Below are 21986 nucleotides of genomic sequence, written 5' to 3'. Positions count from 1 at the left end.
TTGCGGACAGTCGGGCACCTGACGACGACAGGCCCTCAGGAAGTGTTTTCAACGCTAACACAGTTCGTTAGCGACGACCACGACTTCCGACGGCCTGAAAGCCCCTCATCGTCCGTAACTCCAGCTCACACGCGTTAGCGTTGCTATCTCCCCAGGCGGGCGCCCGATCTCGCCGCCTGCCCATAGGAGTGGCGGTCAACGGCGACCAGGGTCCTTCGGCTCACAGGCAGGGCATGCTCATGTAGAGCGCCTGCTCGCCCTCCGAGGGCGTGCCGTCGTAGAGGGTGACGTCGAGCCCGCAGAAGACGAAGCCCATCCGCCGGTACGCGTGGATGGCCGGCGCGTTGACGTTGCTGACCTCCAGCCAGACATGTCCCGCGCCCCGCTCACGCCCGAACTCCGCCGCGAGCCCCATCAGCGCGCGACCGACCCCCTTGCCCCGGTGCTCCGGAGCGACCTCGATGTCCTCGACGATCAGCCGGCGGTTCCAGCAGGAGTACGAGACGGTGACGGACCCGGCCAGTTCCCCGGAGCCGCTCTCGGCCACGAAGGTACGGGAATCCCCGTCCCCCTCGGCGTCCCCCTCGCCACCGTCCGCCCCGCCCTCGGGAAACACCTTGGTCAACGGCGGCCCCACGGCCACCTCCCGCAACCCGAAGCCCGCCTCGGTGAGGGTCACTTGGAAGACGGTGCGAGTGGTGAAGGAACTGTCCAGAGCTGCGATGGCCGGGGCGTCCCCGGGAGCAGCGGCGCGATACCGGTACGCCGTGTCGTCAACAATGGTCATGCCGGGACGCTACGCCGACTGCCCGACAACGCAGTGAGCTACGGCGACATGGTGGTGCGGTGCAGGCCCGCCAGAGCATGGGGCGTCGGGTCCCCGGGTCGGGGGACGGTGCGCCGTCGGCAGCACCGGCTCAGGGCGCTGCCGACGGGCGATGATGCGGCTGGCCCCGGCCGGCGGGAACCGGGTGCCGTTGATCACCCGGCTGGTACAGGCGGATGAGGACACGTGCGAGATGTGATCCACCGGTTCAACGCGATCGGCCTGGCGTGCCCAGACCCTCAATGGACGGGGGCCGACCCGACCTGCTCAGCGATGACGACGAGGACTTCGTAATCCAGAAGGCCGCGACCCGCGTTCGGGCCGCTGGGGATCCGGCCCATCGCGGGCTCCTGCCGGGCAAAACAGGGCAAGCCCGACCGCAACCCGGCGACGTACCCGTCACACCCACGGCGCCACCTACTTCCACGGCTGCTACTCGGTCGGCGTCGACATGTGGACATCCGCCGTTGGGCGCAGAAGAACAAGGTCGAGCTGTGCTTCACCCCGGCCTACGCCTCCTGGGCCAACCCCATCGAGGCGCACTGCGGCCCACTGCGGCGGTTCACCCTCGCCAACTCGAACGGACCGCGAGGAGTTCCGCATGGATGATCAGGACGTCGACATCGCCCAGCGGGGCCGCTCGATTGGAGCTGCTGGCAAACAGCAGCCCACATCGGCCACATCGGCCACGACCTGCTGGCCTATTCAGGGCAGCTGGCAGCACAGCCCCCCGGCGCCTAGCTTCCCATCGACCTGAACGTTCGCCCCACCGCCTGACCGGCCGAAGTACTCCAGGCCGTCACAGCGCCGCTGAGCGCAGTCGTGCTCAACCGGCTCTTTCCCGCCGCCCCGCCCGGAGACCCCACCCAGGTACTCGTGTGGTGCACCGGCCGCGGGGACCTCGACGGCCTCCCTCGCCGAACCTCATAGAGCCTCATGGAGGTGGGAAGCAGCCCGACCGGACTGATCGAGCTGATCTCGGCCTCGCCGGACGCCGCTCGTGCTCAGGGGGCCCGGTGCGGTTCCTCGAACAGGGTGCCGCAGTCGTCCGGGAGGGCGCGTTGCAGGTCCTCCGCCAGGTCCGCGTCCTCGTCCGCGATCCGGCAGACCACCGTTTGCGCCAGGAACAGCGCCTGGTCAGGGGTGGCGCCGGCGGGTCGGGCCACGTCCGCCAGCAGAGCGTCGAGCGACGCCGCGGAGTCGTCCGCGTGCTCGGCCCCGTACCGCAGCGCGGGGCGTTCGTGGGCCGGTACGGCCTTGCGCAGGTGCTCGCGGCGCGGCGGGTCCAGGCGGCTGCTCAGTGCCGCGAGGACGAGGTGTACGGCCGCGTCGGCGGCCTCCATGTCGTCGAGGTGGGTCCGCGAGGCCACCTCTTCCACCAGGTGCTGATGGCTGATCATGCTGCCTCCCACCGGTGAGCGCTCTGGTCGGTCTGCCGGGTGCCCTCACGGCCGGCACGCATGCCGTGCCGGAGCGGTGTGACGCGGATTTTCCGGCGCCGGGAATGAAACCCGGGGGCGGCCCGTTGTACGGGGCGGTCGTAGTTTTTGTGTCTGTGTTTCACCGCACGCTCGCGAAGAACGATGTCGCGGGCGCCGCCTTCCTTCAGGGAACTGGAGAAGTCGCGTCCAGGCCGGCCCGGGTGTCCGCACGGTGCGGCTCCCGCACCCAGCCCCTGCAAGGAGCAGCAAGATGACTCAGGGAACCGTGAAGTGGTTCAACGCCGAGAAGGGCTTCGGCTTCATCGCCCAGGCCGATGGCCCGGACCTCTTCGTCCACTACTCGGAGATCGAGGGCAACGGCTTCCGTAGCCTGGAGGAGAACCAGCACGTGGAGTTCGACGTCGTGCAGGGCCCCAAGGGCCCGCAGGCCGCCCGCGTCCGCGCCCTCTGATCCGAGGGACCGCCGAGCAGCAGGTCAGCGCAGGGCCGGTGCCGTCAGGGCACCGGCCCTGCGCCTTGCTCGTCTGTCTGCCGGTCCTCACGGGGAGCTCCGGGTCGGGCGGGCCGGCTACTCCTCGTAGTCGTCGGGTGTGATGCCCGCTTCCTCCATCGCCTCGCGCATCGAGCGGCCGGACGCGCCGGGCTGCTGTTCTTCCTTGCCGGTGCCGGCCGGCTCGATCACGTCGTCCGTCGTGGTCGTCTTCGGACGGTTCTCCTCGGGCACGGTCACCGTGACCGCCTCCTCGCTGCGTCGGGTCCTTCGCGAGCCGACGGGTACCCATGCCGACCTGCGGAATGCCTGACCTCGTCCGACGCCCGTCCGATGCCTGTCCGGCGTGTGTCCGATGTGTGTCCGACGTCCTGTCGCGCGGGACGGTCTCCGGACCTCGACGGTCGTGCGCACCGCCGCCGGCGGGGCGGCCGTGTCCGTGGGCTCGGTACGTCATCACTGCGGCCGCGGCCTCGTCACGCCCCGGTCGTGGCGCGCTCGTACAGGCGGTGGGTCTGGGTGTGGACCCCGCCGAGGGCCTCGCCGTGGCGGCGGGAGGCGTGGTTGTCCTCCAGGACCCAGGAGTAGGAGATCTCGGTGTAGCCGAGGCGGAAGGCGGCGCGCTGGGCCTGGGTGACCAGGGCCGCGGCCAGGCCGCGGGAGCGGTGTTCCCGGGCCACGCCCATGGCGGCGAAGCGCACGCGCTCGATACGGCGCACGGCCCGCGCGGCCCGGATGAGCCCGACGGGCAGGCCCAGGGTGGTGAGCCGGCCGCGGGCCGCGTGCAGTGCCTGGTGGGCGTCGGGCAGGCAGAGCAGGAAGGCGATGGGCTCGCCGTGCAGCTCCGCGATCTGGAGGAGGCCGGGACGCAGGAGGGGCTTCAGCTTTTTCGTCATGTAGCCGAACTGCGCTTCGTCGACGGGAACCGAACCGTAGCTTTGCGTGAACGTTTCGTTGTAGAGGTTCCGCACGGTCTCCATATCGGCTTCCGTACGCTGCGGATCCAGCGGCCGCACCGTGAGACCCGGGGTCGCGAGCACGCGGTCCGCGGCTTCCCGGTATTCCGCCGGGGGCTCCCCGTCGGCGGGAATCGGAATGGCGTACGAGACCAGGTCCTTGGCCTTCTCGAATCCACATGCGGAGAACAGTCGCGGATAATACGGCCGGTTCCGGGGAATCATGACGATGTGCGGCTGGTCGAAGCCGGATATCTGGACGCCGCACTCGTCATTGGTGGTGAATCCGAGGGGGCCCAGAGTGCGTGTCATTCCCTGCGCGGCGAGCCAGGCGTCCGCCGTGTCGAAGAGAGCCGCCGCGGCCTCGGGGTCATCGGCGCACTCGAAGAGGCCGATCAGTCCGTGGTCCGGTCCGTGCCGCTCGTTGTAACGCGGGTCGACGATGGCCGCGATCCTGCCGACGACGGTGCCGCGCCGCCGCGCGAGGAACAGCCGCACCCTGGCCACCCGGTGGTACGGGTTCCGGGCCGGGTCCAGGAAGGAGCGCCGCTCCCGCTCCAGCGGAGCCACCCACAGCGGGTCGTCGCGGTAGAGGTGGTACGGGAGCCGGATGAAGGCGGTCAGATCGGTGTCCGCGCGGACCGGGGTGACCGTGACGCTCATGACACCCAGTCCAGAAGCGCTTCCCTCAGCGTCGGCTGCACCGGGACGGGCGGGGGTGCGGCGGGGATGAGCCCGAGACGGCGGCCGGCGTGGGCGAACGCGCCGAGGATGCGCTCGATGTCCTCGTCGGTGTGCGTGGCCTGGAGGGACAGCCGGACCAGCGAGCGTTCCTCGGGGACGGCGGGCGCGGAGACGGCGCTGGTGAAGACGCCCTCCGTGAGGACCTCCCGCCACAGGGCCGTGGCCAGTTCCTTCCGCCCGGTGATGACGGGCACGATCGGGGTGACCGACTCGCCCGTGTCGAAGCCGAGGCCGCGCAACCCGTCCCGTACCTGCCGGGCCACCTCGAAGGCCCGCGCCCGGCGCTCGGGCTCCGTCTCGATGATGGTCAGTGCCGCCAGCGCGGCGGCGGCCGAGGCGGGGGGGATCGAGGTGGTGAAGATGACGGACCGCGAGGTGTGCCGGAGGTAGTGGATCACCTCGGCCGGCCCGGCCAGGAAGCCGCCGATGGAGCCGAACCCCTTGGACAGGGTGCCCGTGTGGAGGTCGACGGCGTCGGGCAGCCCGAAGTGGTCGGTCACCCCTCGTCCGCCCGGCCCGAGCAGTCCGATGTCATGGGCGCCGTCGACCACCAGGCGGGCGCCGTAGCGCCGGGCGAGCGAGACCAGCTCCGGCAGCCGGCACAGGTCGCCCTCCATGGAGAACAGACCGTCCGTGAGGATCGCCTTGGCGGCGTCCGGGTCGGACACCGCGAGCTTGCGCTCGAGATCCGCCATGTCCGAGTGCCGGTACCAGCGCCTGTCGGCGAAGCCCAGCCGCACCGCCTCGATCAGCGAGGCGTGGTTGGCCTTGTCGCTGAAGACGATGTCACCGCGGCCGAGCAGGGGAGCCAGCGCCAGGTTCGCCTCGAAGCCGGTGGTGGTCACGATCACCGCCTCGACGTCGAGGAAGGCGGCCAGCCTGGCCTCCAGTTCCTCGTGCAGAGTCAGCGTTCCGCCGATCAGTCGGCTCGCCGAGGCGGAGGCACCCCAGCGACGGGCCGCGTCGGCCGCCGCGGCGACGACGCGGGGGTGACCGGAAAGGCCAAGATAATCGTTTCGGGCGGCCATGACCAGGCGTTTTCCACCCAGGAACACCTCCCCTCCGCGTGCCTCGAGTGCGTTGTAGACGGCCCTCGGCCGCATGCGCGTCGCGTGCTGCATGACGGCCGTCAACTGTTTGTCGAAAATATCTGCCACTGCGCTCTCACATTCGACTCGCCACCCTTTTGAGATTTTCATACAAAAATGTGGAGAGGGTGGCCTCGGCATCCTCTCAGCCAGAGGAATGAAATGAAAAGCCAAGGCCTGGTTTCGTTAAGCCATTCGAGTGAAATGTGTCCCGGGGACGGTGCGACCGGAGGTGCGAGTGCGATACGACTCGGGCTTACGGCTCCGCCGACTGCGCCCGACCCCCGCCGCGCCCGGCTGAACGGTCAAGGAGCGCGCCCCGCGCATCACCGAGTCCGGCATCTGGACGCTGCGTGACTTCCTGGCGCCCTGAGGGGCCGGTACGGCTGCTGCGAGCGCGGCCCGGCATCGCGTCGTACGGGCGCCCGGCCCGTGGTGCCCGCCCCGCACCGGCCCACTGTCGGCCAACCCCCGCGCCGGACGACGGCAACCGGTGCGCGCGGGTGCGCCGCCGGGTGATGCTGGGGAGCGGACGGGTCCGCGCACAGACCGGGAGGTTCGGGCAGGTGACCGCCGTCAATCCGATGGACAGCGCCTCGGTGCTGGCCGCCTTCGGCGCGCTGGGCGTGCTGGCGGTGGTCTTCGCCGAGTCGGGTTTGCTGGTCGTCGGCTTCTTCCTGCCCGGTGACACCCTGCTGTTCCCCGCCGGGGTGCTGTGCGCGGGCAGCGCCGGGCAGCCGCCCCGGCTGGCGCTGTGGCAGGTGCTGGTGTGCGCGGCCGTAGGGGCGGTGGCGGGCGGTCAGGCGGGGTATTTGATCGGGCGGCACGGCGGGCGGGCGCTGCTGGCCCGCACGTCCAGCCGACGGGTGACGGACGCGGCGGCGCGGGCCGAGCGGCTGCTGGCCCGTTACGGCCACGGCAAGGCGCTGGTGATCGGCCGGTTCGTGCCGTTGCTGCGGACGGTGCTGCACCCGGTGGCCGGCGTGCTGGGCGTGCCGGCGCGGACCTTCACGCTGTGGCAGGCGGTGGGCGGGGTGCTGTGGTCCCAGACGCTGGTCCTCGCCGGGTACACCCTGGGTGCCTCCGTCCCGCACATCGACGAGTATCTGTTGCCGTTGGTGGCCGTGGTCGTCGCCGTGTCCCTGCTCCCGCTGCTGCCGGAGATCCGCCGCTCCCGACGCGAACGCCGCGCACGCCGGGACGCGGCGGGTTGAACGGAGTCGCCTCCGCGCCACCCCGACAGCGCGACGCCGCGCACGGTGCCGAGACGCCCGGCCCGCGCACGGTGCCGAGACGCCCGGCCCCGCCCCCGCGAACCGAACCAGCGAGCGCCCCGGACCGTGCTCCCCGGGGCTACACCTCCGCCGCCCGGTGCGTGACCCGCCCCGCCACCGTCGTCAGCAGGACCGGGAGTGCGGCCAGTTCGCCGTCCGGTACCCGCAGCGGGTCCTCGGCCAGCACCGTGAGGTCGGCGCGGTGGCCGACGGCGAGCCGGCCGGCGCGGTCCTCCTCCCCCGCCGCCCAGGCGGCGCACACCGTCATGCCCTGCAGGGCCTGGAGCGGGGTCAGGGCCTGCTCGGGGCCGTGCGGGGGCAGGGAGAGGTCGGCGGGCCGCCGGTGCCGGGCGCCGGCCATGACCTGGAGCGGCGGGTACGGCGCGATGGGCCAGTCGGAGCCGAGCACGACCCGGGCCCCGGCCTCCCACAGGTCACGGCAGCGGAACGCGCGCCCGGCCCGTTCCTCGCCGAGCCGGCGGGACCAGTTGTCGGTGTGGTCCGCCCGGGTGAACTCGCAGCAGTGGGTGGGCTGCATCGAGGCGGCGACGCCGAGCGGCGCGAACCGCCGGACGGTGTCGTCGGGGACGGTCTCGATGTGCTCGACCCGGTGCCGTACGACACCCGTACTGCACGTACCGCCGGCACCACCCGTACCGCCCGTCCGCGCCGTCCGCGCCTGGGCCTGCTCGACGGAGTCGAGGACATGGCGGACGGCCGCGTCGCCGATGGCGTGGGTGGCCGTGGGCACGCCGGCCCGGTGCAGGTCGGCGATCACCCGGGTGTAGCGCCGGGGGTCGGGCCAGTAGGCGTGGTCGGACTGGCCGTGGCAGTCGGGGGCCTCCAGCCAGGCGGTGCCGTTGTCGACGGTGCCGTCCATGAACAGCTTCACGCCCGCCACCCGCCACAGCGCGCCGCCGGTGCCCTGGAGCCGGACCAGCTCGGCGAGGTCGGCGTCGTCCGCCTCCGGCCGGCACCAGGGGGCGATCCTCAGCCGCAGGGGCAGGGCGTCCTCGGCCTCCAGGGCGGCGTAGACGGCGAGGCTGTCGCCGTTCGCGTCCATGGCGTGCCCGCCGGTGAGTCCCGACGCGGCCATGGCGGACAGCACCTCGGCGGCGCGGGCGCGGACCTCGGCCTCGGTGGGCCGGGGGGCGACCGCCTCGACGACTTCGCACGCGGCGTCCTCCAGCAGCAGCCCGGTGGGCCGTCCGCCGGCGTCGCAGACGATCTCCGAACCCTGCGCGAAGGCGCGCGGTCCGTCGACGCCGGCCAGTTCCAGCGCCCGTTCGCTGGCCAGGGCCGAGTGCGCGTCGAACAGGTCGATCAGCGCGGGTACCCCGTCCAGGACGGGGCCGAGCGCGGCGGTGGCCACGGGTGCCGTACCGAAGACATTGGGGTCCAGGCCCCAGCCGCGCAGCCAGGCGCCCGGGCGCAGCTCCCGTGCCGCCGTGGCCAGCGCGGCGCGTACGGACTCCAGGTCGCGGCAGCCGGACAGGTCGACGCCCATGGTGCGTTCGGCACCGGAGACCGGGTGCAGGTGCCCGTCGGTGAGCCCGGCGGTGACCACCGTCCCGCGCAGGTCGACGACGGTGGTGCCGGGTCCGGCGAGGGCGCGGGCGTCCCGGTCGTCGCCGAGGAAGCTGATCCGCCCCCGCTCCGCGGCGAGCGCGGTGTGCGGCAGCAGGCGGCCCGTGCCGGGATCGAGCAGCCGGGCGGAGAGCAGGACGAGATCGGCGGGCACGGGAGCTCCTTCGCTCACAGGGGGCGCGTCAAGGGCCCCCTTCACTCGGTCAATTCCCCGTTCACTCACCGGGGCACGGGGGACTCTGAAGGTGGTGGGTCAGCCGGCGGCTTCGCCGAGCGTGCCGGGGCGCAGCCCGAGTTCCCGCTCGGCCGTGGTGAAAGGCATGCGCAGCACCACCGCCGGACGCTCGGGTGTCGCGGTGTTGGCGTGGACGCCCAGGCCGTCCAGGACGACGAGGATCTGGACGGCGACCGCCACGGGTGCGTCGGTGGCGAACTCGCCGGCTGCCACGCCGTCCTGGATCAGGGTCTCCAGCCGGCCGCGCCAGGCGGCTTCCTGCTGCGCGACCCGGTCGCGGAGGACGGGCCGGTAGCGGCTGAGGTGGCGGGCGTTGACCCACAGCCGGCTGATCGCGTCGTACGCCTCTCCCGAGGTGTGGGCGAGGAAGCGGGCCAGTTGTCCGGTGGGTGTGCGCCCGGCGCGGTCGGCCGGGAGGAGGCGGTCGAGTTCACCGGTCGCCGCGCTGCCGAACGCCTCGGCGACCAGTTCTTCGGCCGAGGGGAAGTAGTGACTGATCAGCCCTGGGCGGACGGCGAGTTCCTCGGCGATCCGGCGGAGGGTGACGCACTCCAGGCCCTCGGCCAGGGCGACGGCCGCGGCGGCGCCGACGATCTCCGCCCGCCGGGCGGCGGGGTCCTTGCGAATCCGCTTGCGCTGAACGCTTGACGACATGACGCCGATGCTATTGAGTGTGCGACCAATAATCAACTGGTCACCCGCCCAACAAGCGACCAGGCCCACCCCACCGCTCCCGGAGGCCCCATGGCGTCCACGCTTCCCGACCCGCACCCCGGCGCACGGCCCACGCCCGCCGACGGTGGCGCCGCCTCCCGGGCCGCCGAGCGCGCCGGCGTCGAGGCGCACGGCATCGACCACATCCCGGACTCCGAACGCCGCGGCCGGCCCCGCGAGTTGTTCTCGGTGTGGGCCGCCGCGAACGTCACCTACCTGAGCCTGGTGGTGGGCGGCGCGCTGGTACTGATGGGCCTGAACCTGTGGCAGGCGTTCGCGGTGATCGTCGTGGGCAATCTCTTCTGGCTGCTCACCGGCCTGTTGGCGGTCCCGGGCCCGGCGGCGGGCGCGCCGAGCGAGGTGGTGACCCGGGCGCTGTACGGGGTGCGCGGGAACCGGGTGAACAACGCGGTGACCGGCTGGCTGATCTCCGTGTGCTACTTCGCGCTGAACCTGGCGGCGGCCGCCACCGCGGCCTTCTCCCTGGTGGACCAGGCCGGCCTGCCCGTGAACTCCGGGACGAAGGCGGCCGTCGTGGTGCTGATCGCCGCCGTCACGCTCGCCATCGGCGTCTACGGCCATGCCGCGATCGTCCGGATCTACCTGCCGATCACCCTGGCGCTGTCGGCGGTGTTCGCCGTGGTGGGTGTGGCGGTGCTGCGGCACACCGACTTCGGGTACGCCCCCGGTCAGCCGCTGACCGGCACGGACCTGTGGGCGGCCGGGTCGGCCGGGATCGCCCTCATCGCCTCGGGCCCGCTGTCGTACACCACCAGCGCGGACTTCTCCCGCTACCTTCCCCGCTCCACCCCGGCGAAGGCGGTGGCCGGCTGGACGGCGCTCGGCGGGTTCGTGCCGAGCGTCCTGGTGTGCGGCATCGGGGCCTGCGCCGCGACCGCCGTCGACATGAACGACCCGGAGTCCTCGCTCCAGACGCTGCTGCCCGGCTGGTTCCGCCCGGTGTTCCTGCTCGCGCTGGTCCTCGGCACCGTCGCGCTGAACGCGCTGACGTCCTACAGCGCCGGACTCGCCCTCCAGGCCGTCGGCCTGCGCATCCGGCGCACGCTCAGCGTCCTGGTGGACGGCGCGGTGGCCGTGTCGCTCACCCTGTACGCGCTGCTGGTCTCCGACTTCCTCGACGCCGTCGGCGATGTGCTCCAGCTGACCGTGCTGTTGCTCGGCCCCGCCACGGCCGTCTACGCCACGGACATCCTGCTGCGCCGCAACCGGTACGACGGCCCGGCCCTCGCCGACGAGTCGCCCGGCGGGCCGTTCTGGTACACCGGCGGCGTCAACACGTCCGGGGCGCTGGCCCTCACGGCGGGCGTGGCGGCCTCCGCGCTGTGCGTCGACAGCCTGTACACCGGCCCTGTGGCCGCCGCCCTGGGCGGCGTCGACCTGGCGCTGCCGGCCGGGCTGGTGGTGACCTCGGGGGCGTACGCCCTGCTGACCGCGCGCCGCAGGCGGTCAGCACCGCGTGCCGGACGGCTTCCTGAACAGCCATGAGGCCGGCCGCAGGCGAGGAGGACCCGGACGGGGACGGGCCGGGCACGGCCGGCTGATGTTCCACCGGTCCGGCGGCTGCTGCGACGGCAGCGGCCCATCCGCCGCGCCAACGACGCGTTCCGCACCGGCGGTTCGGATGTGCTGCCGGCGGAACGCGCCGTGAAGGGCGCGTGCGCCGGCCCGTGACGTTCCGGATGGCAGGCGGGCGTGGACCCGCACCCGGCTGATCGTGGACGTCGTCCCCGGGCGCGGCAGCGGCTTCTCGCTGAGGGCACCCGAGGGGGTACGTTTTCTCACCCGTTCTCGCGTCGTCGACGCGTAGTCGTACCGCCGGGCGCCCGAGTCTGCTGCACTGCCCCTGCACGCGGGGACAGTTGACGAGACATCAGGAGGCACGGTGTCCAGACGGAGCGGGCGTTCGACGGCGGGCAGAGCGGTTCTCACGACGGTCACGGCGCTCGGTGTGCTGACCGGCGCGGCCCTGGCGGGCGCGGCACCGGCCGGTGCCGCGCCGGCGGGACGGCGGATCGCACCGGGCGTCACCTACCGGCAGTTCGACGTCGACGCGGCGAAGGGCACGGCCCGCGTCCACCTGCTCACGGTGGACCTGGGCAACCCGCACGTCCGCGTCGGCCTGCTGTACCCGGGGACGGTCGCGGCCCGGGCGACGGTCTCCCGGCTGGCGGACGCGGCCGGGGCGGTCGCCGGGGTGAACGGCGACTTCTTCCACATCACCGAGACCCAGCACCCGGGCGTGGAGGCCACCGGCGCGCCCGTCGGACCGGCCGTGGCGGACGGGCAGGTTCTCAAGGCGGCGGTGCCCAAGGGCCAGCGGTTCGGTCCGGCGCTGCCCCCGGGCACGGACACCCGGGAGGTGCTCGGCGTGGGCACCGACCGGCGGGCCCGCCTGGACCGTCTCTCCCTCACCGGCTCCGTCGGCACACCCGGGGGCAAGCTGCCTCTGAAGGGCCTCAACCAGTACGCGCTCCCGGTGAACTCGGTCGGCGCCTTCACCGCGCGCTGGGGCGGCGCCTCCCGCGAGCGCGCCGTGTGCGGCACCGACAGCCAGCGCTCGGCGCCGTGCAGCGAGGAGACGTACGAGGTGAAGGTGCGCGACGGCCGGGTGGTCTCCGCCGCGGTACCCCCGGGCGGTGGCGCGATCCCCGCGGACACCACGGTGCTGGTGGGCCGTGAGGAGGGCGCGCGGAAGCTGCGCGAGCTGTCGGTCGGCGACCCGGTGCAGATCACCCACAGCCTGACGGCGGCCTCGTCCGGGGTGCCGTACGCGTTCGCCCTCGGCGGCTTCCCGGTGGTCCGCGACGGTGCCCCGCTGCCCGGACTGGACGACGAGACCTCGGCGGTGCGCACGGCCGTGGGCGTCAAGGGCGGCGGCCGGCAGGTGCTGCTGCTGGCGCTGGACGGTGCCGCGGACTACCGCTCCGGGCTGACCGTGCACGAGGAGGCGGACGTCCTGCGGTCGCTCGGCGCCTCCGACGCCTTCAACCTGGACGGCGGCGGCTCGACGGAGATGGTGACCCGTGACACGGGCGACTCCGCCGTGACCGTGCGCAACCACCCGAGCGGCGGCGCCGAACGCCCCGTGCCCAACGGCATCGGCGTCTTCTCGACCGGCTGACCACCGGCCGCGTCAGGGCCGCAGGCTGCTCACCAGGTCGGCCGTCGCGGTCAGCCCGCTGTGGATGGTGGGTGCCATGCTCGTGCAGGCCATGTAGAAGCCGAACAGCATGCAGACCAGGCCGTGCGAGACCTTCAGCGCACCACTGCGCATGAAGATCACGACCAGGACCAGGAGCAGCAGCACCACCGAGATGGAAATCGCCATCGGAACCTCCTCCGCCACGCCCCATGTACGGCGTTCGGGCGCAAGTGTGACGTAGCGGAGGGTTTGTCCGGGCGGCTGACACGTCCGCCGATCGTGTGGTCTTACGCCGGGGTGCGGGCGTCGAGGAAGGCTTCGAGCCCGGCGAGGTCGTCGGTGTTGAGGTGGTCCACCCCGGCGGCCAGCAGCTCGGCCCACAGCGCGTCCCGGGCCGGGCCGGCGGTGTCCGGGGTGGCCCAGAACCGGACCCGCTGCCCGCGGGCGTGCGCGGCGGCGGTGATGCCGCGCAGCGTGCGCCGCTCGGCGTCCGGGAACGCCCCGGTGCCCGTCCAGGTGAAGTGCTGCGTCCAGTTGTCGCTGATGAGCGGGATGAGAGAGGCCGGGACGGAGGTGCCCAGGTCGGCGAGCCGGCCGTCGTAGAAGGCGCGCCGCTCGGTCTGCGCGGCCATCGGGGTACGGGCCGCCCGGTCGCCGGAGACGACGGCGGTGACCGGGCCGGGATGGACGCGGCCGTGCGCGTACCGGGTGAACAGGTGCGGGTAGCGGCGCAGTCGGCGGTCGAGCGCGAGGTAGGTCGAGGCTCCCTCGGTCTTGATGTCGATCAGGAGCTGGAGCGGCTGGCGCGAGCCGGGGTAGACCGAGCCGTGGTGGGCGGCGACGCGGGCGGCGAGCGGTTCCAGGTAGAGGGATTCCAGCGTGCGGGACGGGTCGAGGTCGGACGCCTCGTGGCCGACGAGGAGTTGGTCGCCGACGAGGAAGATGTCGGCCTCGACGCTGCCGAAGCGGTGGCCGAGGGCGTCGAGCAGGGGCCGCGGGTGCGCGTAGTCGTTGTGGGCGTGCGCCCGCCACAGCGGGCGGGGCCGCCGCCGGTGTTCACCGGCCGGTGCCCCGCTCGCGGCGGACGCGTCGCTCACGGGCGGGGCGAGGGTGCCCACGAGGGCGGCACCGAGGGTGGTGAGGGCTCCGCGACGGGTGGTGAGGGCCATGCACTGCCTCCCTGGAGGTGATGGGGACCGGGGAGAGTATGCGTGCCGGTGGGTCTCAAGGGACCGCCGCGGATGACGAGTTGGCGCGCTGTTCACTTCCGCCACACGGGAAGCCCTCCAGCCGCGTCGCGAGCAGGTACTCGGCCGTGCGTTCCCGCTCACTGTCTTCTTGCCGCCGAGAGGCCGACTCGCCGGTCAGGGATGATGACCTCGACGTCGATGTCGGGTGGAGGCTGCGCAGGCACAGGTGGTAGCCGTTGCCGGCCACCACCTGCGTGATCGGCCCCGGGCGGCCGGGCGGCCCGGCAGTGGCCTCCGATGGCCCGCCGATGACCGTCCGACGGCGGTCCGTTGCCGCGCCGGCACGGCGGACTGCCCGGCGGAGGACGGCTACCGGCCCGCGTGGGCGGCCGTGTCGAGGCGCCGCTGCGGGTGCTCCCCGCCCCGGCCGCGCAGAGAGACGTCCGTCTCGGTGAGGACACGGTGGACGAACCCGTACGACCGGCCGTATGCCTCGGCGATGGCCCGTATGGACCTGCCGCCCTCGTACTGCTCCTTCATCTCCCGCGCGAGCTTCTCACGGGCCGCACCCGTGATCTGTACGCCTTTGCGCACGGCTCGTCTCCTTCCGTGATCGGTTCTCCGGTTGTGATGGCCCGTCTACCCCGGAAGGACGCGATGTCCCCGGCCGCCGCGGCACCGGTTCGTGCTCGTGCTCGTGCTCGTGCTCGTGCTCGTGCTCGTGCTCGTGCTGGGAGGGACTTCTCGGTCCCGGCCCGCTGGAGGTCGTACCGTTGCCGCCGGTCGACGCGTTCCTCGACGGCCTTCTGCCCGCCGCCGAACGCGGCCCGCGGCACGTGCGGAGCCGACGGCGGGAGTGCCCTGTCCCGTAGAGGAGGTGTGGTCGGGGATCGTCGCCGTACCGAGGTGGCGCAGCCGGCGCCGGTCATGGTCCTCCTCGGCCCAGGCGGGCACGGCCGCCTGGGCCACCCCGTTCCATGCCGCCCGCAGGATCTCGACCACGAACTCCGGTCCATCCGGGTCTTTCTTCGCGGCCGGCACGTGGGTGGCGTCCCTGCGCGGACCGCGTGCGCGGCCCGTCGGCCGGCCGGCCCCCGGCGAGCCGCGCCACCGACGCCGGTGCGAGCCGGACCGGAGGCACCAGCATCAGGCAGCCCGTGGGGAACACCCCATGTGCCGGCCGAACCGTCCCTCGATACGGCGACGGCCCGCACGACCCCGACCGGGATCGCACAGGCCGTCGTCACGCCCGCAGGGCTTCGGCAGGGTGGGGTGTCAGGGGGCCTGGAGGTCGGCCAGTGCGGCCAGGGCCTCGCGGTGGGCGCCCGCCGTGCCGTAGGCGATCGAGTCCGCCTTGGCCCGCTTCAGGTACAGGTGGACGGGGTGTTCCCAGGTCATGCCGATCCCGCCGTGCAGTTGCAGCGCCTCCTCGGTGGCGCGTACGGCGACGGGGGCGGCGTAGGCCTGGGCGACGGCCACCGTGAGGTCGGTGTCCTGCCCGGTGGACAGGGCGTCGGCGGCGGCGCGGGCGGCGGCCCGCAGGTGGACCACCTCCAGCCACAGCCGGGCCAGCCGGTGCTTGAGCGCCTGGAAGCCGCCGACCGGCCGGTTGAACTGCTTGCGCTCCTTCAGATAGCGGACCGTGCCCGTCAACGCCCAGTCGGCGACCCCGAGTTGCTCGGAGGCCAGCAGTCCGGCGGCGGCGCGCAGGGCCCGGCGTACGGCGGGCTCCGTGTCCCCGACGCGGCGGCCGGCGGCGCCCTCCAGCCGTACGGTGGCCAGCGGCCGGGTCAGGTCGAGGGAGGTCTGCGGCAGGACGGTCACCTCGTCGGCGGTGACGGCGTACAGGCCGCCGTCGTCGGCCGGGACGAGCAGCACGTCGGCGACGGCCGCGTCCGCGATCCCGGTCAGTTCGCCGTGCAGGGTGCCGTTCTCCACCCGGACGGCCTTGACGCCGGCGGCCGGGCCGGTGTGCAGGCCGACCGCCAGGGCGGCGATGGTGCGCCCGGAGGCCAATTGCCCCAGCAGTTCGCCGTCGTCGCAGGCGAGCAGCGCCTCGGTGGCCACGACCGCGCTGGTGAGGTACGGCACGGGGGCGACGGCCCGGCCCAGCTCCTCCAGGACGACGGCCGCCTCGCGGTGGGAGGCGCCCTGGCCGCCCCGCTCCTCGGGCACCAGGAGACCGGCCAGGCCCATGTCCTCGGTGAGCGACCTCCACACGGCCCGGTCGTGGGGCGTGTCCGACTCGGTGCGGGCGAGCACGCCGGCCGGTGCGCAGTGGTCCGTGAGCAGGTCGCGGACGGCGGCGCGCAGCGCCTCTTCCTCCTCGGAGTACAGCAGATCCGTCATCGGGCGAGGTCCTTCCAGGCGACGTCCTTGTCGGTGCGCGGTTCGGCGGGCAGGCCCAGGACGCGCTCGGCCACGATGTTCAGCAGCACCTCGCTGGTTCCGCCCTCGATGCTGTTGCCCTTGGAACGCAGATAGCGGTAACCGGCGTCGCGGCCGGTGAAGTCGACGTGTTCGGGGCGGCGCATGGTCCAGTCGTCGTACAACAGGCCCTCCTCGCCCCGCAGTTCCACCTCCAGGCCGCTGATCTCCTGGTTGAGGCGGGCGAACGCGAGCTTCATGCCGGCGCCCTCGGGGCCGGGCTGGCCGACGGCGAGCTGCTGGCGCAGCCGTTCACCGGTGAACCGGGCCACCTCGGCCTCCACCCACAGCGTCAGCAGCCGCTGGTGCAGTTCGTGGGTGCGCAGTTCCGGGCGTTCGCGCCAGGTCTTCGCGACGGCGCCGATCATGCCGCCCTCGCGGGGCTGGGCCATGCCGCCGATGGCGACGCGTTCGTTGTTGAGCGTGGTCTGGGCGACCCGCCAGCCGTCGCCGACCGCGCCGAGCCGGTGGCTGTCGGGGATGCGGACGCCGGTGAGGAACACCTCGTTGAACTCGGCCTCCCCGGTGATCTGGCGCAGTGGCCGGACCTCCACGCCCGGGTCGGTCATGTTGCAGACGAAGTAGGTGATGCCCTGGTGCTTGGGCACCTCCGGGTCGGTGCGGGCGATCAGGATGGCCCAGCGGGCGAGGTGGGCGCTGGAGGTCCACACCTTCTGCCCGTTGACCACCCAGGTGTCGCCCTCGCGGACCGCCCGGGTGCCGAGCGCGGCCAGGTCGGAGCCGGCGCCGGGCTCGCTGAACAGCTGGCACCAGACCTCCTCCCCGGTCCACAGCGGCCGCAGGAAGCGCCGCTTCTGCTCCTCGGTGCCGTAGGCGAGGATGGTCGGCGCGGCCATGCCGAGGCCGATGCCGATGCGCCGGGGGTCGTTGTCGGGGGCGCCGGCGGCCTCCAGTTCGGCGTCCACGACGCCCTGGAGGGAGCGCGGGGCGCCGAGGCCGCCGAGGCCCTCGGGGTAGTGCACCCAGGCGAGGCCGGCGTCGAAACGGGCCCGCAGGAAGTCCAGGCGGTCGGTGCTCGCCGGCGGATGCCGGTCGAGGAACTCCCGGGTGCGACTGCGCAGTTCTCCGGCGTCGGTCATGCGGCGGCTCCGTTCTCCGGTACGACGGCGATCCGGCCGGTGGTCACTCCGTCGGCGACCCGCTGCACGGCACCGGCCGCGCCGGCGAGCGGCACCCGCTCGCTGACCAGCGGCTTGACGGCGCCCCGCGCTGCCAGCTCGGTGAGCTGTCCGTGGCAGTGCCGGACCAGCTCCGGGTTCTTGGTGTTGTACAGGCCCCAGTGCAGGCCGAGGATCGAGTAGTTCTTCACCAGGGCGTGGTTGAGGGCGGGGGCGGGGATGGTGCCGCCGGCGAAGCCGACGACGACGATCCGCCCCTCGAAGGCGACGACCTTGGTGGACTGGGTGTAGGCCGTGCCGCCCACCGGGTCGTAGATCACATCGGCGCCCCGGCCGCCGGTGGCCTCCTTCACGGCGGCGACGACGTCCTCGGCGTGCCGGTCGACCACCACGTCACAGCCCAGCTCCCGGGCGACGGCGGCCTTCGCGGCGCCGCCCACGACACCGATCACGGTGGCGCCGGCCGCCTTGCCGAGCTGGACGGCGGCGCTGCCCACGCCCCCGGCTGCGGCGTGCACGAGCAGGGTCTCCCCCGCCTCCAGCCGGGCCCGCCGGTGCAGGCCGAACCAGCCGGTCTGGTAGCCGATGTGGAGGGCGGCGGCCTCGGCGTCGTCCAGCGAGGCGGGCGCGGGGAGCAGGGCACGGGCGTCGGCGACGGCGTACTCGGCGAAACCGCCGTACGGCAGCACCGGGTTGGCGATCACCCGGCGGCCGTCCTCGGTTTCGCCGCAGATCTCCACGCCGGGGGTGAAGGGCAGCGGCGGGCGCACCTGGTACTGGCCCCGGCACAGCAGCGCGTCGGGGAAGTTGACGTTGGCGGCGCGCACCCGCAGCAGCACCTGGCCGTCGCCGGGCGCGGGCCGCTCCGTGTCCGCCAGGCGCATCACCTCGCTCGGCTCGCCGTTCTCCTGCACTTGCCATGCCTGCATGCGGGCCTCCACGGGACTGCTTCGTCTGACCGGGTCCGACCGCATACTAAGCGGTCGCTTGCCCATCAGGGAACAGCCGGCCGCGCCCGGTGCACGGACGGAGTCTCACGAACGGGCCGGCCGCGCCCGTACGTGCATCCGCTCCCCCTGCGGCCCGAACAGGCTCAGGAACTCCACCGGCCCGTCCCCCGCCGGCCCGAACCAGTGCGGCACCCGGGTGTCGAACTCGGCCGCCTCGCCCGGCGCGAGCACCACGTCGTGCTGTCCGAGCACCAGGCGCAGCCGGCCGGACAGCACGTACAGCCATTCGTAGCCCTCGTGTGTGCGGGGGTCCGGCTCGCCGCCGCGCTGCGGTTCGACCACCTTGTACGCCTGGAGCCCGCCGGGCTGCCGGGTCAGCGGATACAGGGTGCGTCCGTGGCGGGTGATCGGCCGGGCCCGCACCCGGGGATCGCCGACCGGCGGGGCGCCGACCAGTTCGTCCAGCGGGACCTGGTGGGCCTGGGCGATGGGCAGCAGCAGTTCCAGGCTGGGCCTGCGCAGGCCGGACTCCAGCCGGGACAGGGTGCTGACGGAGATGCCGGTGGCCTCGGACAGCGCCGCCAGGGTCACCTGCCGCTCCTTGCGGATCCGCCGCAGCCGGGGGCCGACCTCGGCGAGAACGTCGTCGGTACTCATGCTCTTATTGCAGATTCGGCAAAGGTGTTTGTCAATGCGGCACGGTTCGGGCGACGGTCGGGGCGGAGGTGGTCACCATGACCGAGAAGTACGAAGTGGTCGTCGTCGGCGGCGGGGCGGCCGGGCTGTCCGCCGCGCTGGTGCTGGGCCGGTCCCGGCGCCGCACCCTGGTCGTCGACGCGGGCGAACCGCGCAACGCGCCGTCCGCGCACATGCAGGGGTACCTCTCCCGGGACGGCATGTCCCCGGCCGGGTTCCTGGCGGCGGGGCGCGCGGAGATCGCCCGGTACGGGGTGGAGCTGGTCCGGGGCCGGGTGGTGGACGCGCACCGGGACACGGATTTCACCGTCGTCCTCGCCGGGGGCCGGACCGTACGGGCCCGGCGGCTGGTGATCGCCACCGGTCTGCGGGACGAACTGCCGCCGATTGCGGGTCTGGCCGAGCGGTTCGGCCGGGACGTGCTGCACTGCCCGTACTGCCACGGCTGGGAGATGCGCGACCTGCCGACCGGGGTCCTCGCCACCTCGCCGCTCAGCGTCCACCAGGCGCTGATGGTCACCCAGTGGTCGAAGGACGTGCGGTTCTTCCTGCACGGGGTGGACGAGGCGGAGCTGACCGACCAGGATCTGCGCCGGCTGGCCGCCGCCGGGGTCACGGTGGTGCCCGGCGAGGTGGCCGCCCTGGTGGTCGCCGACGACCGGCTCACCGGGGTGCGGCTCGTGGACGGCACGGTGCACGACCGGGCGGTGCTGTACACCGCTCCGCGCGCGGTCCCGAACAACGACCTGCTGGTCAGGCTGGGCGCGGACATGCAGGAGACCCCGTTCGGCAGCTACCCGGTGATCGACGGGCAGGGCCTGACGAGCGTGCCCGGGCTGTGGGCGGCGGGCAACGCGAGCGGCTTCGCCGAGCAGGTGGTGAACGCGGCCGGCCGGGGTTACCGGGCGGGCGCGGCGATCAACGCGGAGCTGCTGATGTCGGACCTCGACGCGGTCGTGGGGGTGTAGACCCGGCGCCCCCGGTGCACTCTGGGGACATGCTGCTGACCCGGCTGGCCGAGGTGTCCCGGGAGGTCGCCGCGACGGCGGCGCGGTCCCGCAAGACCGCGCTGCTCGCGCAGTTGTTCCGGGAGGCCGGGGCGGAGGACGTGCCGGTGGTCATCCCCTATCTGGCCGGACGGCTGCCGCAGGGCCGGCTCGGGGTCGGCTGGAAGGTGCTGGGCCGCCCGGTTGCGCCGGCCGCCGAGCCGACGCTCACCGTGCGCGAGGTCGACGCCCGGCTCGGCGAGCTGGGCGCGGTGGCCGGGCCCGGCGCCCAGGCGGAGCGGATCCGGATCGTCGGCGAGCTGATGGGCGCGGCCACCGAGGCCGAGCAGCGCTTCCTGCTCGGCCTGCTCACCGGCGAGGTCCGCCAGGGCGCCCTGGACGCGGTCGCGGTGGAGGGCCTGGCCCAGGCGACGGAAGCGGACCCGGCGGACGTACGGCGGGCCGTGATGCTCGCCGGATCGCTCCAGACGGTGGCCGAGGCACTGCTCGGCGAGGGGCCGGCGGCGCTGGAGCGGTTCCGGCTCACGGTGGGCCGCCCGGTGCTGCCGATGCTGGCGCACAGCGCGTCGTCGGTCGCGGAGGCGGTGGAGAAGCTGGGCGCGTGCGCGGTGGAGGAGAAGCTGGACGGTATCCGGGTCCAGGTGCACCGGGACGGCGAACGGGTGCGGATCCACACCCGCACCCTGGACGACATCACCGGCCGGCTGCCCGAAGTCACGGCCGTCGTACGGGCGTTGCCGGGCGAGCGGTTCATCCTGGACGGGGAGGTGATCTCCTTCGACGCGGCCGGGCGGCCCCGCTCCTTCCAGGAGACGGCGGGCCGGGTGGGCTCCCGGACCGACGTGGCGCGGGCGGCACAGGAGGTCCCGGTCTCACCCGTCTTCTTCGACGCCCTCGCGGTGGACGGCCGCGACCTGCTCGACCTGCCGTTCGCCGAGCGGCACGCGGAACTGGCCCGGCTGGTGCCCGAGCCGATGCGGGTGCGGCGCACGCTGGTCGAGGGGCCCGGGGACGTCCCGGAGGCGGAACGGTTCCTCGCCGACACCCTGGCCCGGGGGCACGAGGGCGTGGTGGTCAAGGGGCTCGACGCGCCGTACAGCGCGGGCCGGCGCGGCGCGTCCTGGCTGAAGGTCAAGCCCGTGCACACCCTGGACCTGGTGGTGCTGGCCGCCGAGTGGGGCCACGGCCGGCGCACCGGCCGGCTGTCCAACCTCCATCTCGGCGCCCGCACCCCGGACGGCGGCTTCGCGATGCTCGGCAAGACCTTCAAGGGCATGACGGACGCGATGCTCGCCTGGCAGACCGGGCGGCTGCGAGAACTGGCGGTCGAGGACGACGGCGGGGTGGTCCGGGTGCGCCCCGAACTCGTCGTGGAGATCGCCTACGACGGTCTCCAGCGCTCCACCCGCTACCCGGCCGGTGTCACCCTGCGCTTCGCCCGCGTGGTCCGCTACCGCGAGGACAAGCGCCCCGAGGAGGCCGATACCGTTCAGGACCTGCTGGCGGCCCATCCGGAGGTGGCGCCGTGACGGTACGGCCGGTGAGGCGCAGCGCGGGACTACTGTTGTTCCGGCACACCGAGCAGGGCCTTCAGGTGTTGCTCGGCCATATGGGCGGCCCGCTGTGGGCGAAGAAGGACGCGGGCGCCTGGACCGTGCCCAAGGGCGAGTACGACCCGGCGGAGCCGGCCTGGGACGCGGCCCGGCGGGAGTTCCGGGAGGAACTGGGGGTGGCGCCGCCGGACGGGCCGGCCGTACCGCTGGGCGAGGTCATCCAGCGCAACGGCAAGATCGTCACGGCCTGGGCGGTGGAGGCGGACCTCGACCCGGAGACGATCGCCCCGGGCACGTTCACCCTGGAGTGGCCGCCGCGCTCCGGCCGGCTCCAGGAGTTCCCGGAGCTGGACCGGGTGGCCTGGTTCGCCCCGGACCGGGCGCGTGCGGTGATCGTCACGGCGCAGGCCGCGTTTCTCGACCGGCTGGCGGAGCACTCGGGCTGACCGGAGGACCTGTCGCGTTGCGGCTTGCCGGGCCGCGCGCGAAGGTCGAGACAAGCCCG

The 21986-nt window shown here is 73.4% G+C and carries 20 protein-coding genes and 3 pseudogenes; 9 read left to right on the top strand and 14 right to left on the bottom strand.

Going from position 1 to position 21986, the window contains the following annotated elements; translation table 11 throughout:
- Positions 1–220: 220 nt before the first annotated feature.
- Positions 221–787: a GNAT family N-acetyltransferase gene (locus AB0E62_RS20915; RefSeq protein WP_362195574.1), complete on the bottom strand. Its 567-nt coding sequence runs from the start codon at positions 785–787 to the stop codon at positions 221–223.
- Between the two features lie 48 nt (positions 788–835).
- Between AB0E62_RS20915 and AB0E62_RS20910 the strand changes: the two are divergent.
- Positions 836–1414 (top strand): annotated as a pseudogene (locus AB0E62_RS20910) (IS630 family transposase); the annotation flags it as partial.
- A gap of 416 nt (positions 1415–1830) precedes the next feature.
- Here AB0E62_RS20910 and AB0E62_RS20905 read toward each other — a convergent pair.
- Positions 1831–2226: a DUF2267 domain-containing protein gene (locus AB0E62_RS20905; protein ID WP_362195571.1), complete on the bottom strand. Its 396-nt coding sequence runs from the start codon at positions 2224–2226 to the stop codon at positions 1831–1833.
- A gap of 292 nt (positions 2227–2518) precedes the next feature.
- Here AB0E62_RS20905 and AB0E62_RS20900 point away from each other — a divergent pair, with 292 nt between their 5' ends.
- The gene (locus AB0E62_RS20900; protein ID WP_030775257.1) at positions 2519–2719 is read left to right on the top strand and encodes a cold-shock protein; all 201 of its coding nucleotides are present in this window, start codon (positions 2519–2521) and stop codon (positions 2717–2719) included.
- A gap of 117 nt (positions 2720–2836) precedes the next feature.
- On the opposite strand, the gene AB0E62_RS20895 is transcribed toward AB0E62_RS20900, so the two are convergent.
- From AB0E62_RS20895 to AB0E62_RS20885, 3 genes are all read right to left on the bottom strand, one after another.
- Positions 2837–2998, bottom strand: coding sequence for a hypothetical protein (locus AB0E62_RS20895; RefSeq protein WP_362195568.1), 162 nt, complete (start codon positions 2996–2998; stop codon positions 2837–2839).
- Positions 2999–3234: 236 nt separating this feature from the next.
- Positions 3235–4377: a GNAT family N-acetyltransferase gene (locus tag AB0E62_RS20890; RefSeq protein WP_362195565.1), complete on the bottom strand. Its 1143-nt coding sequence runs from the start codon at positions 4375–4377 to the stop codon at positions 3235–3237.
- Positions 4374–5486: an aminotransferase class I/II-fold pyridoxal phosphate-dependent enzyme gene (locus AB0E62_RS20885; protein WP_362195562.1), complete on the bottom strand. Its 1113-nt coding sequence runs from the start codon at positions 5484–5486 to the stop codon at positions 4374–4376. Before AB0E62_RS20885 ends, AB0E62_RS20890 begins: the two co-directional genes overlap by 4 nt.
- Positions 5487–6112: 626 nt before the next feature.
- Between AB0E62_RS20885 and AB0E62_RS20880 the strand changes: the two genes are divergently transcribed.
- A complete protein-coding gene (locus tag AB0E62_RS20880) occupies positions 6113–6760 on the top strand; it encodes a DedA family protein (RefSeq protein WP_362195559.1) in 648 nt (215 codons plus the stop codon).
- A gap of 139 nt (positions 6761–6899) precedes the next feature.
- Here AB0E62_RS20880 and AB0E62_RS20875 read toward each other — a convergent pair whose 3' ends face one another.
- Positions 6900–8561, bottom strand: a complete 1662-nt coding sequence (locus AB0E62_RS20875; protein ID WP_362195556.1) for an amidohydrolase — start codon at positions 8559–8561, stop codon at positions 6900–6902.
- Positions 8562–8660: 99 nt separating this feature from the next.
- Complete coding sequence (locus AB0E62_RS20870) at positions 8661–9296, bottom strand: TetR family transcriptional regulator C-terminal domain-containing protein (protein WP_362195553.1); 636 nt, start codon at positions 9294–9296, stop codon at positions 8661–8663.
- A gap of 90 nt (positions 9297–9386) precedes the next feature.
- Between AB0E62_RS20870 and AB0E62_RS20865 the strand changes: the two genes are divergently transcribed.
- The 3 genes and pseudogenes from AB0E62_RS20865 (at position 9387) to AB0E62_RS20855 (ending at position 12498) form a co-directional block, all read left to right on the top strand.
- Entirely contained in the window at positions 9387–10862 is a 1476-nt protein-coding gene (locus tag AB0E62_RS20865; RefSeq protein ID WP_362195550.1) for a cytosine permease, read from the top strand.
- 55 nt (positions 10863–10917) lie between these two features.
- Positions 10918–11184, top strand: a pseudogene (locus AB0E62_RS20860) (DUF779 domain-containing protein).
- A 75-nt stretch (positions 11185–11259) separates the two neighbouring features.
- Complete coding sequence (locus tag AB0E62_RS20855; RefSeq protein WP_362195547.1) at positions 11260–12498, top strand: phosphodiester glycosidase family protein; 1239 nt, start codon at positions 11260–11262, stop codon at positions 12496–12498.
- Positions 12499–12510: 12 nt separating this feature from the next.
- On the opposite strand, the gene AB0E62_RS20850 is transcribed toward AB0E62_RS20855, so the two are convergent.
- The 7 genes and pseudogenes from AB0E62_RS20850 to AB0E62_RS20820 form a co-directional block, all read right to left on the bottom strand.
- Complete coding sequence (locus tag AB0E62_RS20850; RefSeq protein WP_030603951.1) at positions 12511–12705, bottom strand: hypothetical protein; 195 nt, start codon at positions 12703–12705, stop codon at positions 12511–12513.
- Between the two features lie 101 nt (positions 12706–12806).
- Entirely contained in the window at positions 12807–13688 is an 882-nt protein-coding gene (locus AB0E62_RS20845) for a phosphatidylinositol-specific phospholipase C/glycerophosphodiester phosphodiesterase family protein (protein WP_362195544.1), read from the bottom strand.
- Positions 13689–14078: 390 nt separating this feature from the next.
- Positions 14079–14309, bottom strand: a pseudogene (locus AB0E62_RS20840) (helix-turn-helix domain-containing protein); the annotation flags it as partial.
- Between the two features lie 675 nt (positions 14310–14984).
- Positions 14985–16058 carry an acyl-CoA dehydrogenase family protein gene (locus AB0E62_RS20835; RefSeq protein ID WP_362195541.1) on the bottom strand — a complete coding sequence of 358 codons (1074 nt, stop codon included), beginning with the start codon at positions 16056–16058 and terminating at the stop codon, positions 14985–14987.
- The gene (locus AB0E62_RS20830; RefSeq protein WP_362195538.1) at positions 16055–17236 is read right to left on the bottom strand and encodes an acyl-CoA dehydrogenase family protein; all 1182 of its coding nucleotides are present in this window, start codon (positions 17234–17236) and stop codon (positions 16055–16057) included. Before AB0E62_RS20830 ends, AB0E62_RS20835 begins: the two co-directional genes overlap by 4 nt.
- Entirely contained in the window at positions 17233–18204 is a 972-nt protein-coding gene (locus AB0E62_RS20825) for an NADPH:quinone oxidoreductase family protein (RefSeq protein ID WP_362195535.1), read from the bottom strand. Before AB0E62_RS20825 ends, AB0E62_RS20830 begins: the two co-directional genes overlap by 4 nt.
- Before the next feature lie 105 nt (positions 18205–18309).
- Positions 18310–18882, bottom strand: a complete 573-nt coding sequence (locus AB0E62_RS20820; RefSeq protein ID WP_362195532.1) for an XRE family transcriptional regulator — start codon at positions 18880–18882, stop codon at positions 18310–18312.
- Positions 18883–18959: 77 nt separating this feature from the next.
- Here AB0E62_RS20820 and AB0E62_RS20815 point away from each other — a divergent pair, with 77 nt between their 5' ends.
- The 3 genes from AB0E62_RS20815 to AB0E62_RS20805 are packed head-to-tail and all read left to right on the top strand — an operon-like array spanning position 18960 to position 21927.
- Complete coding sequence (locus tag AB0E62_RS20815; RefSeq protein WP_362195529.1) at positions 18960–19889, top strand: NAD(P)/FAD-dependent oxidoreductase; 930 nt, start codon at positions 18960–18962, stop codon at positions 19887–19889.
- A 29-nt stretch (positions 19890–19918) separates the two neighbouring features.
- The gene (locus tag AB0E62_RS20810; protein ID WP_362195526.1) at positions 19919–21457 is read left to right on the top strand and encodes an ATP-dependent DNA ligase; all 1539 of its coding nucleotides are present in this window, start codon (positions 19919–19921) and stop codon (positions 21455–21457) included.
- An 11-nt stretch (positions 21458–21468) separates the two neighbouring features.
- Positions 21469–21927 carry an NUDIX domain-containing protein gene (locus AB0E62_RS20805; RefSeq protein WP_362195523.1) on the top strand — a complete coding sequence of 153 codons (459 nt, stop codon included), beginning with the start codon at positions 21469–21471 and terminating at the stop codon, positions 21925–21927.
- Positions 21928–21986 lie beyond the last annotated feature (59 nt).

This window comes from Streptomyces sp. NPDC038707 (assembly GCF_040636485.1).
Lineage (GTDB): Bacteria > Actinomycetota > Actinomycetes > Streptomycetales > Streptomycetaceae > Streptomyces.
The sequence above is the reverse complement of the archived record's forward strand: the minus strand, read 5'-3'. Positions and strand labels throughout refer to the sequence as shown.

Coding starts and splice junctions, on each gene's coding strand:
- AB0E62_RS20915 (WP_362195574.1), bottom strand. CDS start 787: ATGACCATTGTTGACGACACGGCGTACCGGTATCGCGCCGCTGCTCCC.
- AB0E62_RS20905 (WP_362195571.1), bottom strand. CDS start 2,226: ATGATCAGCCATCAGCACCTGGTGGAAGAGGTGGCCTCGCGGACCCAC.
- AB0E62_RS20900 (WP_030775257.1), top strand. CDS start 2,519: ATGACTCAGGGAACCGTGAAGTGGTTCAACGCCGAGAAGGGCTTCGGC.
- AB0E62_RS20890 (WP_362195565.1), bottom strand. CDS start 4,377: ATGAGCGTCACGGTCACCCCGGTCCGCGCGGACACCGATCTGACCGCC.
- AB0E62_RS20885 (WP_362195562.1), bottom strand. CDS start 5,486: ATGGCCGCCCGAAACGATTATCTTGGCCTTTCCGGTCACCCCCGCGTC.
- AB0E62_RS20870 (WP_362195553.1), bottom strand. CDS start 9,296: ATGTCGTCAAGCGTTCAGCGCAAGCGGATTCGCAAGGACCCCGCCGCC.
- AB0E62_RS20865 (WP_362195550.1), top strand. CDS start 9,387: ATGGCGTCCACGCTTCCCGACCCGCACCCCGGCGCACGGCCCACGCCC.
- AB0E62_RS20850 (WP_030603951.1), bottom strand. CDS start 12,705: ATGGCGATTTCCATCTCGGTGGTGCTGCTGCTCCTGGTCCTGGTCGTG.
- AB0E62_RS20845 (WP_362195544.1), bottom strand. CDS start 13,688: ATGGCCCTCACCACCCGTCGCGGAGCCCTCACCACCCTCGGTGCCGCC.
- AB0E62_RS20835 (WP_362195541.1), bottom strand. CDS start 16,058: ATGACGGATCTGCTGTACTCCGAGGAGGAAGAGGCGCTGCGCGCCGCC.
- AB0E62_RS20830 (WP_362195538.1), bottom strand. CDS start 17,236: ATGACCGACGCCGGAGAACTGCGCAGTCGCACCCGGGAGTTCCTCGAC.
- AB0E62_RS20825 (WP_362195535.1), bottom strand. CDS start 18,204: ATGCAGGCATGGCAAGTGCAGGAGAACGGCGAGCCGAGCGAGGTGATG.
- AB0E62_RS20820 (WP_362195532.1), bottom strand. CDS start 18,882: ATGAGTACCGACGACGTTCTCGCCGAGGTCGGCCCCCGGCTGCGGCGG.
- AB0E62_RS20815 (WP_362195529.1), top strand. CDS start 18,960: ATGACCGAGAAGTACGAAGTGGTCGTCGTCGGCGGCGGGGCGGCCGGG.
- AB0E62_RS20810 (WP_362195526.1), top strand. CDS start 19,919: ATGCTGCTGACCCGGCTGGCCGAGGTGTCCCGGGAGGTCGCCGCGACG.